Genomic DNA, 16737 nt, shown 5'->3' on the forward strand with positions numbered 1-16737 from the left:
CAAATATAGCCATAAGAAAAACGCAGTTGCGTCTTTTCCTAATGGCGTCGCGCTGAGCTATAACGTGCGTCCGACATTCTCCCTCGAATCGACTTACATGATAAAAAGCACTGAAAAAGGAAGTTACCTACCTTTCCAGTGCTTTAATGATCTAGCTTACTATACACTTAAATATTGACTAACCTTTGACTCAATTAGCTCTTCTCCTTCATAGACAATTCGTCCTTTATCAATAATATAAAAGTAATCCGCTACACTCTTTGCAAAATCAAAGCTTTGTTCCACTAATAATATCGAAGTTTCCTTGTTCTGTTCTTTAATGTCTCGAATGACATTTTGGATATCTTGAACAATGTTAGGCTGAATGCCTTCAGTCGGTTCATCAAGTAACAGACACTGTGGCTCAGACACTAGAGCTCGTGCAATCGCCAGCTGCTGCTGTTGACCTCCACTCAAATCTCCACCACGTCGCTCCCTCATCTTCTGTAATACAGGAAAGTAACGATAAATCCTTTCATCAATCTCTTTCCTTCTCCCTTTCGACAGTGCTTCAAAGCCCATCATGATGTTTTCATAAACGGTTAATTGAGGGAAAATTTCACGACCTTGCGGAACATAACTTAATCCCTTTCTGGCACGGTAGGTCGACGATTTCCCTGTCACGTCTTCCCCCTGATAATGAATATTTCCTTGCTTCGTTTTCAATATCCCCATGATTGCTTTAATAAAGGTCGTCTTACCGACACCATTTCGTCCCATTAAACATACCGTCTGACCTGGATAGAGCTTTAATGACATATCACGAATGACTGTACTATCATCGTATGCGACCTCAAGCTGTTGTATATGCAACATCAGACTTCTCACCTTTTCTCCCTAAATAAACTTCCATCACTTGCTCATTTTTTTGAATGACGTCCATTTCCCCATCGCAAAGCAGCCTTCCTTCATGCATAACTGTCACTTTTTCAGCGAACTTACGAACAAAATCCATATCGTGCTCAACAACAATAATTGAGCATTTCTTTTTTAGCTGCTGCAGCAAATGACCGGTTTTTTCCTCTTCTTCTTCAGTCATCCCAGCAATCGGCTCATCTAGAAGAAGTAGCTTAGGCTGCTGCATCATCACCATACCAATTTCTAACCACTGCTTTTGACCATGGGACAGAGCTCTTGCCTCGACTTCGCATTGCTGTAACAAACCAATCTGATTTAACTGCTGCTCAATCTCATCATGTTGCTTTTTCGTCGTCTTCGCAAATAAAATTTTCAATAGCCTTTTATCCTGCTTCATAGCTATTTCAAGGTTTTCATATACGGTTAAATGAGGAAAAATAGATGGCGCTTGAAACTTTCGTCCAATTCCCTTGCGTACAATTTCAAATTCCTTAAGCTTAGTTAAATCTTCATGGTCATTAAAATACACTTCACCAGATTGACATCTCGTTTTACCACAAAGAACATCTAAAAAGGTTGTTTTACCAGCTCCATTTGGACCAATCAAAAAGTGTAGCTCTCCCTCCTTAATCGTGAAGGAAAAGGAATTAATCGCTGTAAACTGTCCAAACTTCACAAGCATATCCTTACACTGAAGAATGGTTTTTGCTAACTTTTTTTGTGGCATATATCGTTCCTCCTTTTAATTTCAAACGGAGCTTTTTCGTTAAGCTCATTAGACCTCCCGGCAAGAACAAAACAACAATGACAAAGACAGAGCCTAAAAAGAATAACCAAATATCTGGATAATTCTCACTGAAGAAGGTTTTTGCTAGGTTTGTTAAAGTCGCACCAATGACCGGGCCAATCAATGTTCCTCTTCCACCAATGGCCACCCATAGGATCATTTCAATTGATGGGACTATCCCAATCGTTGTTGGACTTATCATTCCTACCTGTAAGACAAAAAGCATTCCAGCAAGCCCCGCAATACCAGCAGAAATTGAAAAGACAAAGACTTTAAACAGCGACGTATCATAGCCTGAAAAGCGAAGGCGATTCTCACCATCTCGAATCGCGATCAGCGCCTTACCAAACCGACTTGATATAAGACGGTAGCATAAAAAGAAAATAAGCCCTAAGCATGCTACCGTAATGAAATACAAGAACGTTTGTGTACTTGAAGCAGTTAACGAAAATCCAAATATAGTCGAAAAACCTGTAATACCATTGGTTCCTCCGGTATATTCCTGCTGACTTACGATCAACGTCACTGTTACGATTACTAACGCTTGCGTCAAAATAGTAAAGTAGACATCCTTAATACGATTTCGAAAGATAAAAAAGCCTAGCATCCCTGCCACTAGCATTGGGAACGTGATCGCTAAGAAAATGGCTAGAAACGGATTGGCTAAAACCGTCCAAAACCAAGGCAACTCCGTTATTCCATTCCACATCATAAAATCCGGAACGGCGCCTCCACCTGCTTCAAGCTTTAAATAAATGGCCATTACATACGCACCGATTCCAAAGAAGATTCCATGCCCTAAACTAAGAACCCCTGTATAACCCCACAATAGATCAAGACCAATGACGAGTATGGCAAACGTCAAAAAGCGACCTAATAAATTCAAACGAAAGTCTGACAAAAAAAGGGGACAAAGAGCTAATACTAATAAAATAATCGTAAAAAGCCACCTTCTGTCATACATCATTTTAACCATCGACTGTTGCATCATCTTCTACTCCTTTGCCCCTTAATCTAATGAACGAGTTCGTAATGAGAATAAGCCTGATGGCTTCCACTGTAAAAAGAGGATAATAAGAGCAAATACAAGTACCTTTCCCATAGATGCATCCGTCCAATATTCAAAAATAGTATTAAATACACCAATTCCTAATGCTCCGACAACCGTACCTGCTAACATCCCCACTCCTCCAACAACGACAACCATAAATGCATCGATGATGTAATTCATTCCAATCGTTGGCCCAATCGGTCCAATCAACGTTAATGCTGAGCCAGCTATACCAGCAAAGCCAGCACCAACTGCAAATGTTAACGTATCAACCTTGCGCGAGGAAACACCTAAACACATTGCCATTTCACGGTTTTGCATAACGGCACGTATCCGTCGACCATTATTTGTCTTATACAAAAACAGATATAAAAAAAGAAAACAAACAATTACAAGTCCGATAATAAATAATCGTGTATACGGGAACGTCATTCCAAATAATTCAAGTCCTCCTCGTAATAAAGTAGGTGCTTCGACACCAACGTTTGGTGCACCAAACATCGACCTTGCCGTTTGTTGTAAAATAAGACCCACACCAAAGGTTGCTAATAAACTGTCTAATGGCCTACCATATAAATGTCGAATGACCAAATATTCTAATAACATTCCGATTAATGCTGCCACGATAAAGGCAAACGGAATTGCTAATATAAAGTACAAGCTATACATCGTCGGAGGGAGAAATTGCTTAAATAGAAGCTGAGTCACATACGTTGCATACGCTCCAACCATAATAAGTTCTCCATGTGCCATATTGATGACTTTCATTAAGCCAAATGTTATTGCTAGCCCTAATGCAATTAATAATAGGATCGATCCTAAACTAATCCCATTAAAAGCCTGCATGATCATCCCTTCCATGTCCATCCCACCTCTTACAATTTAAATGGTGTAGTGTTATCCCAAAAGGTGTCAGGAACCTTTTGGGACAATACCAATTTTATTGAACAGACGAGCTAATATCACTCGCCCAATCGTAGCTTTCCAAAAATGGATCAGGCTTCACAGGCTCACCAGAATTCCACACTTCTTCAAATTGCCCATCGCTCGTAATCTCACCAATTCTAACGGTTTTCCATACGTGCTGATTGTCACCATCAAATATCACCATACCACCAGGTGCAGCCAATTCTAAGCCGCCAGCCGCTTCCTTCACAGCATCGACCTCAAAGGAGCCTGCAGCTTCAACAGCTTGCGCCCACATATGCACCATAAAGTAACCAGCTTCAATCGGATCTCCTGTTACACGATCCTCACCATAGGCTTCTTTATACTTCGTGACAAATTCCTCATTCTCAGGTGTATCTGTCGTTTGATAATAATTCCAACTAGCATAATGACCTTCTAATACGTCAGCTCCGATACCTCGTATTTCTTCTTCTGCTACACTGACCGACAGAATTGTAACATCCTCAGACGAGATGCCTGCATCAGCAAGCTGCTTAAAGAAGGCTACATTACTATCACCATTTAATGTATTAAAAATGACATCTGGCTGAGTATCACGAATTCGAGAAATAATCGTGCTATAATCAGTATGACCTAACGGAGTATATTGCTCATCGACCGTTGTTCCACCGTTTGCCTCTAATTGTGCCATAATGATTTGGTTCGCTAATCTAGGGAATACATAATCAGATCCAAGTAGAAAGAACTCTGTTCCCTTGTCTTCAAGTAACCAATCAACGGCTGGTACAATTTGCTGATTCGGTGCTGCTCCGGCGTAGAAAATATTCGGAGAAGCTTCCATCCCCTCGTATTGCACTGGATAATAAAGCAATCCATCATTTTCCTCGAATACAGGTAACATCGCTTTTCGACTCGCTGAAGTCCAACCACCGAAAACAACTGCTACCTCATCCTGCTGTAAGAGCTTTGTCGCTCTTTCTGAAAATACAGATGGCTCAGAGGCTCCATCTTCAATGATTGGAACGATTGTTTTCCCTAACACTCCTCCCGCTTCATTAATTTCTTCAATAGCTAGTAATTCCGCATCCCTTACTGACGTTTCACTCATCGCCATCGTTCCGCTCAAAGAATGAAGGATACCTACATTTATGTACTCCTCTCCCTCCGCTAATTCCACGTCTGGATCATCTTCTGTTTCCCCTCCTGTTGGTTCAGTCGTGGCAGGTTCTTCATTCCCTTCACCACATCCTGCCAACAGCAGTAGACACATAACAATCCCAATAAAGAAAGAATGGTACCATACATTTCTGTTCATAAATGAGCCCCCTTATAACAACTGTTTTTGTTTTACAAAATATACGATAGCAACATTTAACATGTTAGTCTCAATTTACGGAAGATAATATGCCATTTAAATTCAAATATGGCGACACCCTCTTAACTCTCATACATACCTCACAAACAAACTTACGAGCCTTGTCAGAAAGAACCTCTAAAACGAAAATAGGAATGTTTCAAAAGGTCGATCATTAACCTTTTGAAACATTCCTATTTTCATTCGACTTTATAAACTCATTCGATGACCCTTTAATTCCTTTTGCTTCCGCTCCACCTCATGACAATTACGGCAACGAGGTTCATAGGACTCTGATGCTCCTACTAAGATGATCGGATCATCATATGATGCAGGCTTCCCATTAATTAATCGTTGTGTACGACTTGCAGGTGCCCCGCATAATGGACAAATCGCTTGGAGCTTCGTAACATCCTCAGCAATCGCTAATAGCGGCTGAATCGGACCAAACGGTTCACCACGGAAGTCACGATCTAATCCTGCGCAAATAACTCGTTTCCCACGATTCGCTAACTCTTCAGCAATTTCGATAATGGCCTCATCAAAAAACTGTACCTCATCAATTGCAACAACCTGTGTTGTAGCTTCGACTTTTTCTAACACGTCAATGGCTCGCTCCACTGGTAATGCCCAGACCTTTGTTCCATTGTGGGATACGACCTCTTCTTCACTGTAACGATTATCAATCATCGGCTTAAACACTTGAACCTTTACATTTCCAAAGCTCACTCTTCGAACTCGTCGGATGAGCTCCTCCGATTTGCCTGAAAACATACTCCCACATATGACTTCAATTGAACCAAGCTGTTTATCCCCATACATCGTTTACACCTCATCTATAATATATCTCTTCTGACAATTGCTACTACATGTACATGAAAAAACAGGCAATGCACATTGCTATTGCCTGTTTATATAATGCGGTTTATTTCAAGTTGTATTTCTTCTTGAAACGATCGACACGTCCGCCTAAGTCGTTTAGCTTCTGCTTACCAGTGTAGAACGGGTGTGAATCAGCACTTACTTCCACTTTCAAAAGTGGATATGTGTTTCCATCTTCCCACTCAATAGTTTCAGAGGAGCCCTTTGTAGATCCACTTAGGAACTTAAAGCCCGTGCTTGTATCCATAAATACAACCTTTTGATAATCAGGATGAATACCTTGTTTCATTACTTTCAACTCCTTTTGCCCTGAATCTCTTCGAAACAGAGTTATCTCAATCACACATGACGAAATTATATCAACTCAACCGAGAAAAAGCAACTCCATTTTCATCCAATGGTTTATCTTTTCCTTCCTCTTGCGTTCATTTCTTCTTCCATTGATGCAAAAAAGTCAATGTTTGTTTTCGTTTCCTTCACTCGCTTAATGAAATGATCGACAAAATCTGGAGAATCATTCATCGTTTTACGAATGGCCCATAGCTTATCTAACTGACTTTTAGGCATAAGCATTTCTTCTTTTCGCGTACCAGAGCGACGAATATCGATCGCTGGGAAAATACGTCGCTCAGCCAATTTGCGATCAAGATGAAGCTCCATATTACCTGTCCCTTTAAATTCTTCATAGATGACATCATCCATACGTGAACCCGTTTCAACGAGCGCTGTTGCTAAAATCGTTAAGCTTCCGCCTTCTTCAATATTACGGGCCGCCCCAAAGAAACGCTTCGGACGGTGGAAGGCTGCTGGATCGATACCACCAGATAGCGTTCGACCACTCGGTGGAATGACGAGATTATACGCTCTCGCCAAACGAGTAATACTATCCATTAAGATGACGACATCCTTACGATGTTCGACGAGACGCATGGCGCGCTCTAGAACGAGCTCGGCCACTTTAATATGATTTTCAGGCACTTCATCAAACGTCGAGCTAACTACTTCTGCTTTTACCGAACGTTCAATATCAGTCACTTCTTCTGGACGTTCATCAATCAATAGAACAATCAGCTCAACATCCGGGTGGTTTTCCGCAATACTATTCGCTACTTCCTTCATTAATGAGGTCTTACCTGCTTTAGGAGGTGCGACAATCAAGCCGCGCTGTCCAAATCCAACAGGTGAAATCATATCAATAATCCTTGAAGATACACGGCCAGGGGCTGTTTCTAGTTCGACCTTCTGCTCAGGATAAAGTGGCGTTAATGCCGGAAAGTGAGGACGCTCTCTCGATGTTTCAGGCGCATCGCCATTTACAGCTTCAACATGTAACAATCCATGATAACGTTCATTCTCCTTAGGAGGTCGAACCTTCCCTGATACTTTATCACCATTTCGTAAATCAAATCGGCGGATTTGCGAAGCAGAAATATAAATATCCTCTGAGCTTGGCATGTAATTAATCGGTCGTAAGAATCCAAACCCCTCTGATTGAATAATTTCTAGTACGCCTTCCATAAACATTAAACCGTCTTGTTCAGCTTGTCCTTTTAAAATGGCAAAGACAAGCTCCTTTTTCGTTAGCTTGCTATAATAAGACACTTTGTATTCTCTAGCAAGTTCATAAAGCTCTTTTAGCTTCATATTTTCCAATTCTGAAATATGTACACCCATCGTAACACCACGTTTCTTATATATTAGAATACCCATTGATGCTCACCACATCAATGGTTCGATACACTTGTTTTGATTCCTTCACTGACAACATATCCATCTATACTAGGAAAACTATTATTTATCAAATAATAAGGTCATATTTGGAGTTATTGCGGAGAAAAATAGAAGGCTTAAAATGGTATCTACTATCAATCATTTTAACCATATTTCAATCAATTATTCAAGAAGGGCTTTTTCTTAACAATAGCCCTTCTTAGTTTCAAACCTAACTTTTTACTTGTTCTACTTCTTCTTCAGTCATCGATTCACGCCAAATTTTTGCGCCTAGCCCTAATAGCTTCTCCTCAAGATGAGCATAGCCACGATCAATATGCTCTACTCCAGAAATTTCTGTTACCCCGTCTGCCAATAGGCCTGCTACTACAAGAGCAGCTCCGGCTCGTAGATCAGTTGCTCTTACCTTTGCCCCTTGTAACGTAGTCGCCCCATTAATAATCGCCGAACGTCCCTCTACCTTGACATTTGCCCCCATTCGTCTGAGCTCGTCAATGTGCTTAAAGCGTGCATTATAAATCGTATCCGTTACAATACTCGTTCCTTCAGCTTGAGTAAGCAACGTTGTAAATGGTTGCTGAAGATCGGTCGGGAAGCCAGGGTATACTAATGTTTTCACATCAACACCTTGCTTTGGTTTATGGTTATGTATCAATAATTGGTCATCATTTACATCAATCGATACACCCATTTCACGTAGCTTAGCAATGAGTGATTCAACATGGTAAGGAATAATGTTATCAATGATCACTCTTTGACCCATAGCAGCCGCCAATATCATATACGTTCCTGCTTCGATCCGATCAGGAATGATAGAATGGCGGCAACCTGGTAATGAGTCGACCCCATCGATTCGAATAACATTTGTCCCTGCTCCTTTTATTTTCGCTCCCATACTTGTTAACAGTGTAGCAACGTCAATAATTTCAGGTTCCTTTGCGGCATTTTCAATAATCGTCTGCCCCTTCGCTCGAACAGCAGCCAGCATAATGTTAATGGTCGCTCCAACACTGACAACATCCAAATAGATCGTTGCACCACGGAGTTCATCAGCGCGCAAATAAATCGCACCTTGTTCATTCGTCACCTTAGCTCCAAGTGCCTCAAAGCCTTTTATATGTTGATCAATCGGTCTTGGACCTAAGTTACAACCACCCGGTAATCCAATCACCGCTTTCTTAAATTTACCTAGCATGGCACCCATTAAATAGTAAGATGCCCGCAATTTTTTGACACGTCCATTTGGGAGTGGCATCGCAATCATATTTTCAGGCTTTATTTTAATTTCTTCAGGAGTTAACTCTACTTCTCCACCAATCTCTTGAAGAAGCTCTGCGAGAAGTTGAACATCTGAAATTTCAGGTAGATTATCAATCGTCACTTCTGAATCAGCTAAAATAGCAGCTGGTATTAACGCAACTGCACTATTTTTCGCACCACTAATTTGAACAGTTCCTTCTAACGGATATCCGCCTTCAATCATTAATTTATCCATAATCGCATCCCTTCCATTGGTGCTCATCTCTCTATCTTCCATTATAACCATTTCAACGAAAAAGTAACGAGTCTTTTTTTAAAGTTTTATTCATTTATATGAAAAGAAATGACGTCTGAAGGGAACTCAAAAAGTTTGTTTTTAACTTTTTTGGTTTCCTTTAAAGCAATGTGCGAAACGTTTTCTGTCTTGGAGGCTTGATACGAATGGGTTAATCGTATCAAGCGAGCAACGAGCGAACCATTGCTAATCAGATAACATGTCCTTTTCATCGGCCTTCGCGATTGTCACTTTTTCTACATACAATGAACTCTATGAATGGACAAAAAGCAGTTCAGCTGAACTGCTTTTTGTCTACACATAGCTTGCTTATGCTTTATTTGAAGAACCAAAATCACGCATTTTGCCTTTTACTGTTTCTTTAATCGCGTCACGAGCAGGCCCTAAATATTTTCGTGGATCATACATATCAGGGTTTGCATCAATCGTTTCACGAACAGCTTTCGCAGATGCAATTTGGCTTTCTGTATTTACATTGATCTTCGCATGTCCGAACTCAATAGCCTTTTGAACATCAGCTACTGGAATTCCTGTACCACCGTGAAGAACAAGTGGAATTCCTACTAGGTCATCAATTTCCTTCATACGATCGAAGCCTAAGTTAGGCTCACCTTTGTATGGTCCGTGAACAGATCCAAGCGCTGGTGCAAAACAGTCAACACCTGTTTCTGCAACAAGTTGCTTACATTCAGAAGGAATGGCATAAGCAGCTTCTGCATCGTCAACAATTAAGTCATCCTCTTGTCCACCAATACGACCAAGCTCAGCCTCAACAGATACCCCTAACGTATGAGCAACTGCTACAACTTGCTTTGTAATCGCAATGTTTTCTTCTAGCGGGTGATGAGAGCCATCAATCATTACAGAAGTAAATCCTGCATGAATCGCTTCTACACACTTTTCAAAGCTAGAACCATGGTCAAGGTGAATCGCAACAGGTACAGTTGTACCATACTCTTCCATTAATGATTCAACAAGCTTGACGATTGTTTTGAATCCACCCATATAACGTGCTGCACCCTCAGACACACCAAGGATTACTGGTGACTTTTCCTCTTCGGCAGCTTGTAGAATAGCTTGAGTGAACTCAAGGTTATTCAAATTGAATTGACCCACTGCATAGCTTTCCGCCTTTGCTTTGTTAAGCATTTCCTTCATTGAAACTAAAGGCATGTTTCTTTTCCTCCTTAAATTGAGCCTTAATCGAAGATCAACATCCCCGGTAGACGTATCTACTTATTTGTACAAAAAGTAAGCGCGTCACGCAAATATGCGTATCTCTATGTAAGAGGCATGATCTTCAAAATGCTCTCTATAGTTGAACGTGTCCATTATAGCATACTCTCCCAAGAAAATACCCATTTATACCGGAGATTCGTCAATTTTTTTAGAAACATTCACTTTGAAATCTCTTCCATTTCCAATGTCTTACGAATCACTTCGCGAATGTCATCAATGTCAAACGGCTTAGCAAAGTGTGTTACCGCACCTAAACTCATCGCTTCATTAATTAAATTCAATTCTCCGTAAGCAGTCATCATAATAACACGAATTGATTCATCATGCTCTTTAATACGCCTTAAAATTTCCAGACCATCCATTCCTGGAATTTTCATATCAAGTAACACAAGGTCTGGTCTATCTTTCTCCACCAATTTAAGAGCTTGAGCACCATTTGCCGCATCAGACATGACATAACCGTCTTTTTGAAGAATTTCACTAAGCAGTACACGTATTCCATATTGATCGTCGACGACAAGAATTTTGTTCATGCTTTCTTCCTCCTAATTTAAATCATATTTACCTCATCAAATATGCTCCTCTATTCTAAACCACCCTCGACATATTCGCCAAGTAATGGCTAACTCCTTCCAAATTCCACTCAATTTTCATAATTTCGTCCGACATATTTTGCATTTCTTGCGTTCCAATTGAAATCCTTTTATAATTTCGAGGTATGTGTCGTTCATAATAGTCAGTTAGTGAAAAAGGGATGTAGAAAGAGCTCTGAAAAAGTTGGTTTTTAATTTTTTCGGTGACCTCAATGTAGCGATTTTTTCAATACGATCGAATAAGAAGACACCGAAAAGAAGGAGGAAACGACTGTGCTTACGATTTTCACAACACAGCTTCAAGGATGCCTCAAGGACATCGCTCAAAAAGAAGAATTAGTTGAAGAGGCCGCCCGCCTTCTATGCCAATCATTAGTCGGAGATGGGAGCCTGTATATTGATGCACAAGAGGAAATGGGCGGTGTGCTTGCTGAAGCACTTTATGGTCAAGATCGCTTTGAGCAAACGAAACCCCTCTATCAGAATGGATCTATGGCAACGATCTCTCCCGTTGACCGCGCACTGCTCGTAGCACCCACATCAGACCATCACGCACTACTAAAAACAGCGAATATCTTAACCGAGCAAGCTGTTCCATTTGTTGCTATCGTAACGAAGCACGAATCGAGTGAGCTTGATGAGCTAGCGGATTTAATCATTGACTTGGATTGCTTGGATGGGTTAGTGCCCAATGATCTAGGATACCGAATTGGTCACCCTGCTTCAATCGCAGCTCTCTTTTGCTTTATCGCTATCCAACTGACGATGAAGGAAATGTTGGAGGAGTATTAAGTAAGCACTGTAAAGACTAGCTCTTGACAATTGCCCACCATATTAGTGTATAGAAAAGCGCCCTCAAGTATTGTCCTTGAGGGCGCTTTTCATCAGCAATCCAATCCTATTCTGTTTTTAACGACGCACCAATAAACTCTCTAAATAACGGCTGTGGGCGTGTCGGTCTAGATGTGAACTCAGGGTGAAACTGAGAAGCAATGAAGAATGGGTGGTCACGAAGCTCAATAATTTCGACTAAGCGACCATCTGGACTTGTCCCAGAGAAGATAAAGCCCGCATCCTCCATTTGCTCACGATATTCATTGTTAAACTCATAACGATGGCGGTGCCGCTCATACACGACTGGCTCCTTGTATGTCACATCTGCAAGCGACCCTTTGTCAAGCTTACACGGATACAAGCCGAGACGTAATGTTCCACCCATATCTTCTACATCCTTTTGTTCTGGAAGGAGATCAATGATTGGATAAGGCGTTTCTGGATTTAACTCAGCCGAATGAGCACCTTCAAGTCCTAATACGTTCCTTGCATACTCAATCGATGCTAGCTGCATACCTAGACAAATACCTAGAAATGGCACTCCTTGTTCACGCGCATATTGAATCGCGACCATTTTCCCTTCAACCCCACGATCACCAAAGCCCCCAGGAACAAGAACACCATCTATACCTTCTAAATATTCAGCAACATTATCCTTTGTCACTTCTTCAGAGTGAACCCATTTAATGTCAATATCAGCATCATAATAATAGCCAGCATGACGCAATGCCTCTGCAACTGAAAGATAGGCATCTTGCAAGGCCACATATTTACCGACAAGGGCAATCGTAACCTTTTTCGATAAGTTCTGAACTCTATTAACGAGCTCTTTCCATTCAGTCATATCAGCTGTATCACACGTTAATTTGAAATGGCGACAAACAATATCATCTAAGTGCTGTGCTTGCAGCTCAAGTGGTACTTTATATAATGAATCTTCATCGCGCGCCTCAATAACCGCATCCTTATTAATGTCACAGAATAACGCAATTTTCTCTTTCATCTCTTGTGGAACTGGCTTCTCCGTACGTACAACAATAATGTTTGGTTGGATTCCTAGGCTTCTAAGCTCTTTTACACTATGCTGAGTTGGTTTTGATTTCATCTCACCAGCTGCAGCTAAATAAGGAATAAGCGTACAGTGAATATACATCACATTTTCAAAGCCGACATCGCTCTTTATTTGGCGAATCGCCTCTAGAAACGGTAAACTCTCAATGTCACCAACCGTTCCACCAATTTCTGTAATGACTACATCAGCATGTGTTTCACGCCCAGCACGGAATACACGCTCTTTGATTTCATTCGTTACATGTGGAATGACTTGCACTGTGCCACCAAGGTAATCTCCACGACGCTCCTTCTTTAAGACCGTTGAATATATTTTCCCAGTTGTAACATTGCTATTCTTACTTAGGTTAATATCAATAAAACGCTCATAGTGACCTAAATCAAGATCGGTTTCTGCTCCATCGTCTGTCACAAATACTTCACCATGCTGATACGGACTCATTGTTCCTGGATCGACATTAATATAAGGATCGAACTTTTGAATTGTGACTTTCAACCCACGATTTTTTAATAAACGCCCTAATGAAGCTGCTGTTATTCCCTTTCCTAATGACGACACCACACCGCCTGTGACAAAGATATATTTTGTTGCCATGTTTTCGTCTCCCTTATTTTTATACTTTCAATCTAGTTATAAAAAAAAACAAAAGTGAGCGATCCCTCCTATGTAAAGGGGCACACTTTTGTTTTAACTTCACCATTCGGTTCTTAAGCCCAAAAATGATTCTACCGAGAATGCTCGAAGAAGTCAAGCAGATTCATTAGTTCCCATCTTCTTCAAATTTATCAGAATCATCCTCATCTTCGTCTATATCTTCGACTCCATCTGAATACTCGTCTGATTCCTCATCCTTATCAGCATCGTCTTCCATAGCAATCTCATCTAGTTCGTCTTCAAGATCTTCATATTCATCTTCATAATCATCAAAGTCATCATCGAGGTCAGCTGTTGCTTTTGATTTCTTCTTCGGCTTCACAGGCGTTGTAATCTCTTCCTCAGCCTGCTCTAGTGCATACCAGCTTTTCAAACCCCATGTGTTATCTCCAAGTGAATGGAAACGACCATCAATATTTAAATCTGTATATAAGTTCGCAATTCGTTCAGCTACTTGTTCCTCGTTCATACCTTTCACTTTTGCTACTTCATCCATCAAATCATAGTAATCATAAGGCTTACGACCCTTTTTCATAATTCCGTAAGCAATCTCTACCATTGAATGCTCTATTACTTCGTCTTTCGATAATTCTAATCCCATCTTGCCACGTCCTTTCTTCGCAATCTATCGCACATCTTTTCATTATAAACATAATTATAAGCTTTATTCCATAGCTTTTGTATTTTTCATTCCTGAAAGAAGAATTTCAACTTGAAGCTGAGTGTACTCCTCAATATTGTACAGCTTCTGAATGGACCATCGCCTAAACGTCCACATCTGACCTTGAACAACAACATTATGCGCAATCAGCTTAATCTGCTTCTCATTTAATGTAGCTATCTTCTCTTTTACACAATGGTGAAGAACCTCTTCAATCATCGCAACCATCTGTACTTCCTTCTCCAGCACATATTTCAGGGCGTCCTTAGATAGCGATTTTGTTTCTTGATACATGACAAGGACCTCATCCTGCATTTCATGAACGACTTGGAAATAGGATGAAATGGCATTTTTTAACCGATCCATTCCGCTCCCTTCCTCCTTCAGTAATGATTGCAATCGTCCCCGAACTTCTTCATAAATCGAATCACAGACAAGGAATAGAACGTCTTCCTTCGTTCGAATATATTCATAAAGGGTACCAATGCTAAACCCTGATGCACTTGCAATTTCACGAGTGGTTGTGCGATGAAATCCTTTTTCCGTAAATAAATGTACCGCAGCCTTAACCATTTGCTCCCTACGCTTTCGAATCAACTCAGGATCCTTCACAAGCGATTTCACTGCCTTTTTCATCAACCTGCCTCCCCTAATTTTGCTTATAGCATACTAAATTTCAAACGAATGAGCCATACTTTTATAAGAAAAACTGCGAAGCCATTTTTTCTTACTAACGCTAAACTTCTATTATTTCATGATTTTACAAAATAACCAACATGAATTTCAAGTAAATAGGGTAATCTAGTTGGAAGAATCTTATCAAAAGATCTTCTCCTTTAGAGAAAAGGTAGGTGTTCCTAAATGAATGGATGGTTAATCGCACTTTTTATCATTGTCGCACTCATTATTTTGATGCGCATTGACTTCTTACTCGGCTTAAGGAAGCAGAAGAAAGAGGCGACTCGTCACGTACAGGAAACTCGTTACGGAGATGTCATGCTCTTGACAGAGGGAGAAGAGTGCTTTAAACAAATGCTTCACGATATGAAAGAGGCAACCGATCATATCCACATCCTCTTCTATATTTTTCGTGATGACCATATTGGAAAAAAAGTATTATCGACATTGGCATTAAAAGCAAAGCAAGGTGTAACTGTACGACTGCTCGTTGACCGCTTTGGTTGCAAGCTCTCAAGACACGTTAAAAGGAAGTATAAGAAAGCAGGGATCTCAATCGCCTACTCTCACCCTCCTTCCTTTCCATATTTGTTCTTCACGATCAATCGTCGTAATCATCGAAAGCTAACGATTATAGATGGAACAGTCGGTTATGTCGGTGGCTTTAATGTCGGTGACGAATATTTAGGCAGAGACCCTTCATTCGGCTTTTGGCGAGATTTTCATTTACGTATTGCTGGTGAAGGAGTTCAAGATTTGCAAGAGCAATTTCTAGAGGATTGGCAAACAGCTAAGCAAACGTACATCAAAAAGGAAAGCCATTATCCGCGGTTAACAAAAGGAGAAGTCCCATTACGCATTTTACCTACTGACGGTAGTTATTTAGAAGAGATGTTTGTCGATTTGATTAGACAAGCGAAATCATCTATTGTCATCGGCACCCCTTATTACATTCCAGGAAAATTACTGCAAAAGGAATTACTAAATGCCGCAAAAAGGGGGATCAACATTCGGATCGTTCTCCCGAAAAAAGGTGATCATCCACTCGTTCGTGAAGCTGCTTATCCTTATTTCGAACGCCTTTTAAAAGAGGGTGTAAGCATCTATCAATATTATCGTGGCTTCTTCCATGCGAAATGTATCATCATTGATGAGCAAATGTGTGATATCGGTACAGCGAACTTTGACAAGCGGAGCTTTCACCTTAACCATGAAATTAATTGCCTTATTTATGAAAAGGCATTCGTACAAAAGGTCCTTCATACCCTTGAATACGACATGCAACGCTCCGAGCGTTTAACCTTAAAAGCATACGAGAAACGTCCATTCATACATCGCAGTAAAGAAAAGATTGCTACACTTGTATCAGGCTTGTTATAAGAAAAGCGTGATAGCGTCTTTTCTTAATTGCGTTGTGCTAGAGGCTGGGTCAAAGCCCTCCTAGTCTGAGGCCACTGAAAAGGTGATCGTTTACTTCGGACTTGAAAGGGAGCTTTGCCCTCGCTCCCGGTATGGGATACGCTTTCCGCAGGCGGGCGTTGAACGAACCGGCTGCGCCGGTGGATTTTAACCTGCCCTTCCCTGAGGCCATTGAAAAAGTAGAAATCAACTTTTTCAGTACCTTTGATTTGACAAGCAATGGCTTCACTCGTTGCTCGATTGATATACGAGAAACCCACTCAATCAATCTTCTCAAAACAGGCAACGGTTTCGCACATTGCTTAAAGGGCACCAAAAAAGGTAAAAACCAGAGGCCACTGAAAAAGTCCTTTCTAGTAACTCAAAGAAGAGTAATGGCTCCGCTCGTTGCACGCCTTTCTATGAGAAACCCACTCATAGC

Annotated in this window: 17 protein-coding genes; 3 read left to right on the plus strand and 14 right to left on the minus strand. The window is 40.8% G+C overall.

Features of this window, described 5'->3' with window-relative positions; genetic code table 11:
- Positions 1–159: 159 nt before the first annotated feature.
- From urtE to ACERJO_RS13045, 11 genes are all read right to left on the minus strand, one after another.
- Positions 160–855 carry an urea ABC transporter ATP-binding subunit UrtE gene (gene urtE / locus ACERJO_RS12995; protein WP_373647763.1) on the minus strand — a complete coding sequence of 232 codons (696 nt, stop codon included), beginning with the start codon at positions 853–855 and terminating at the stop codon, positions 160–162.
- Positions 833–1624, minus strand: coding sequence for an urea ABC transporter ATP-binding protein UrtD (gene urtD / locus ACERJO_RS13000; protein WP_247102032.1), 792 nt, complete (start codon positions 1622–1624; stop codon positions 833–835). The genes urtE and urtD overlap by 23 nt, the downstream gene beginning before the upstream one ends.
- Positions 1584–2672 carry an urea ABC transporter permease subunit UrtC gene (gene urtC, locus ACERJO_RS13005; protein WP_247102030.1) on the minus strand — a complete coding sequence of 363 codons (1089 nt, stop codon included), beginning with the start codon at positions 2670–2672 and terminating at the stop codon, positions 1584–1586. Before urtC ends, urtD begins: the two co-directional genes overlap by 41 nt.
- Positions 2673–2693: 21 nt before the next feature.
- Positions 2694–3596, minus strand: a complete 903-nt coding sequence (urtB, locus tag ACERJO_RS13010; protein ID WP_373647764.1) for an urea ABC transporter permease subunit UrtB — start codon at positions 3594–3596, stop codon at positions 2694–2696.
- A 79-nt stretch (positions 3597–3675) separates the two neighbouring features.
- Entirely contained in the window at positions 3676–4959 is a 1284-nt protein-coding gene (gene urtA / locus ACERJO_RS13015; protein WP_373647766.1) for an urea ABC transporter substrate-binding protein, read from the minus strand.
- 249 nt (positions 4960–5208) lie between these two features.
- Positions 5209–5820, minus strand: coding sequence for a thymidine kinase (locus tag ACERJO_RS13020; protein WP_247102023.1), 612 nt, complete (start codon positions 5818–5820; stop codon positions 5209–5211).
- A 103-nt stretch (positions 5821–5923) separates the two neighbouring features.
- Positions 5924–6169: a type B 50S ribosomal protein L31 gene (locus tag ACERJO_RS13025; RefSeq protein ID WP_062052024.1), complete on the minus strand. Its 246-nt coding sequence runs from the start codon at positions 6167–6169 to the stop codon at positions 5924–5926.
- A 113-nt stretch (positions 6170–6282) separates the two neighbouring features.
- Complete coding sequence (gene rho / locus ACERJO_RS13030; protein ID WP_247103074.1) at positions 6283–7554, minus strand: transcription termination factor Rho; 1272 nt, start codon at positions 7552–7554, stop codon at positions 6283–6285.
- A gap of 268 nt (positions 7555–7822) precedes the next feature.
- Positions 7823–9106, minus strand: a complete 1284-nt coding sequence (locus ACERJO_RS13035) for a UDP-N-acetylglucosamine 1-carboxyvinyltransferase (protein ID WP_247103070.1) — start codon at positions 9104–9106, stop codon at positions 7823–7825.
- Positions 9107–9475: 369 nt separating this feature from the next.
- Positions 9476–10339: a class II fructose-1,6-bisphosphate aldolase gene (fba, locus tag ACERJO_RS13040; protein ID WP_247102020.1), complete on the minus strand. Its 864-nt coding sequence runs from the start codon at positions 10337–10339 to the stop codon at positions 9476–9478.
- Positions 10340–10563: 224 nt separating this feature from the next.
- Entirely contained in the window at positions 10564–10938 is a 375-nt protein-coding gene (locus ACERJO_RS13045; RefSeq protein WP_035344659.1) for a response regulator, read from the minus strand.
- A 333-nt stretch (positions 10939–11271) separates the two neighbouring features.
- On the opposite strand from ACERJO_RS13045, the gene ACERJO_RS13050 reads away from it, so the two are divergent.
- Positions 11272–11790 (plus strand): DUF2529 family protein, encoded by a 519-nt coding sequence (locus tag ACERJO_RS13050; RefSeq protein ID WP_373647767.1) that lies wholly within the window; start codon positions 11272–11274, stop codon positions 11788–11790.
- 106 nt (positions 11791–11896) lie between these two features.
- Here the strand turns inward: ACERJO_RS13050 and ACERJO_RS13055 are convergent, their stop codons facing one another.
- The 3 genes from ACERJO_RS13055 to ACERJO_RS13065 form a co-directional block, all read right to left on the minus strand.
- Positions 11897–13498 carry a CTP synthase gene (locus ACERJO_RS13055; protein WP_247102016.1) on the minus strand — a complete coding sequence of 534 codons (1602 nt, stop codon included), beginning with the start codon at positions 13496–13498 and terminating at the stop codon, positions 11897–11899.
- 166 nt (positions 13499–13664) lie between these two features.
- Positions 13665–14159, minus strand: coding sequence for a DNA-directed RNA polymerase subunit delta (gene rpoE, locus ACERJO_RS13060; protein WP_247102012.1), 495 nt, complete (start codon positions 14157–14159; stop codon positions 13665–13667).
- Positions 14160–14222: 63 nt separating this feature from the next.
- Positions 14223–14858 (minus strand): TetR/AcrR family transcriptional regulator, encoded by a 636-nt coding sequence (locus ACERJO_RS13065; RefSeq protein ID WP_373647768.1) that lies wholly within the window; start codon positions 14856–14858, stop codon positions 14223–14225.
- Positions 14859–15080: 222 nt separating this feature from the next.
- On the opposite strand from ACERJO_RS13065, the gene cls reads away from it, so the two are divergent.
- Positions 15081–16277: a cardiolipin synthase gene (cls, locus tag ACERJO_RS13070; RefSeq protein WP_373647769.1), complete on the plus strand. Its 1197-nt coding sequence runs from the start codon at positions 15081–15083 to the stop codon at positions 16275–16277.
- A 158-nt stretch (positions 16278–16435) separates the two neighbouring features.
- The coding region (locus ACERJO_RS13075) for a hypothetical protein (RefSeq protein WP_373647770.1) at positions 16436–16737 on the plus strand (302 nt) is incomplete at its 3' end.

The sequence above is a fragment of the Halalkalibacter sp. AB-rgal2 genome (assembly GCF_041821005.1).
Lineage (GTDB): Bacteria > Bacillota > Bacilli > Bacillales > Bacillaceae_D > Halalkalibacter.

Coding starts and splice junctions, on each gene's coding strand:
- urtE (WP_373647763.1), bottom strand. CDS start 855: ATGTTGCATATACAACAGCTTGAGGTCGCATACGATGATAGTACAGTC.
- urtD (WP_247102032.1), bottom strand. CDS start 1,624: ATGCCACAAAAAAAGTTAGCAAAAACCATTCTTCAGTGTAAGGATATG.
- urtC (WP_247102030.1), bottom strand. CDS start 2,672: ATGCAACAGTCGATGGTTAAAATGATGTATGACAGAAGGTGGCTTTTT.
- urtB (WP_373647764.1), bottom strand. CDS start 3,596: ATGGAAGGGATGATCATGCAGGCTTTTAATGGGATTAGTTTAGGATCG.
- urtA (WP_373647766.1), bottom strand. CDS start 4,959: ATGAACAGAAATGTATGGTACCATTCTTTCTTTATTGGGATTGTTATG.
- ACERJO_RS13020 (WP_247102023.1), bottom strand. CDS start 5,820: ATGTATGGGGATAAACAGCTTGGTTCAATTGAAGTCATATGTGGGAGT.
- ACERJO_RS13025 (WP_062052024.1), bottom strand. CDS start 6,169: ATGAAACAAGGTATTCATCCTGATTATCAAAAGGTTGTATTTATGGAT.
- rho (WP_247103074.1), bottom strand. CDS start 7,554: ATGGGTGTACATATTTCAGAATTGGAAAATATGAAGCTAAAAGAGCTT.
- ACERJO_RS13035 (WP_247103070.1), bottom strand. CDS start 9,106: ATGGATAAATTAATGATTGAAGGCGGATATCCGTTAGAAGGAACTGTT.
- fba (WP_247102020.1), bottom strand. CDS start 10,339: ATGCCTTTAGTTTCAATGAAGGAAATGCTTAACAAAGCAAAGGCGGAA.
- ACERJO_RS13045 (WP_035344659.1), bottom strand. CDS start 10,938: ATGAACAAAATTCTTGTCGTCGACGATCAATATGGAATACGTGTACTG.
- ACERJO_RS13055 (WP_247102016.1), bottom strand. CDS start 13,498: ATGGCAACAAAATATATCTTTGTCACAGGCGGTGTGGTGTCGTCATTA.
- rpoE (WP_247102012.1), bottom strand. CDS start 14,159: ATGGGATTAGAATTATCGAAAGACGAAGTAATAGAGCATTCAATGGTA.
- cls (WP_373647769.1), top strand. CDS start 15,081: ATGAATGGATGGTTAATCGCACTTTTTATCATTGTCGCACTCATTATT.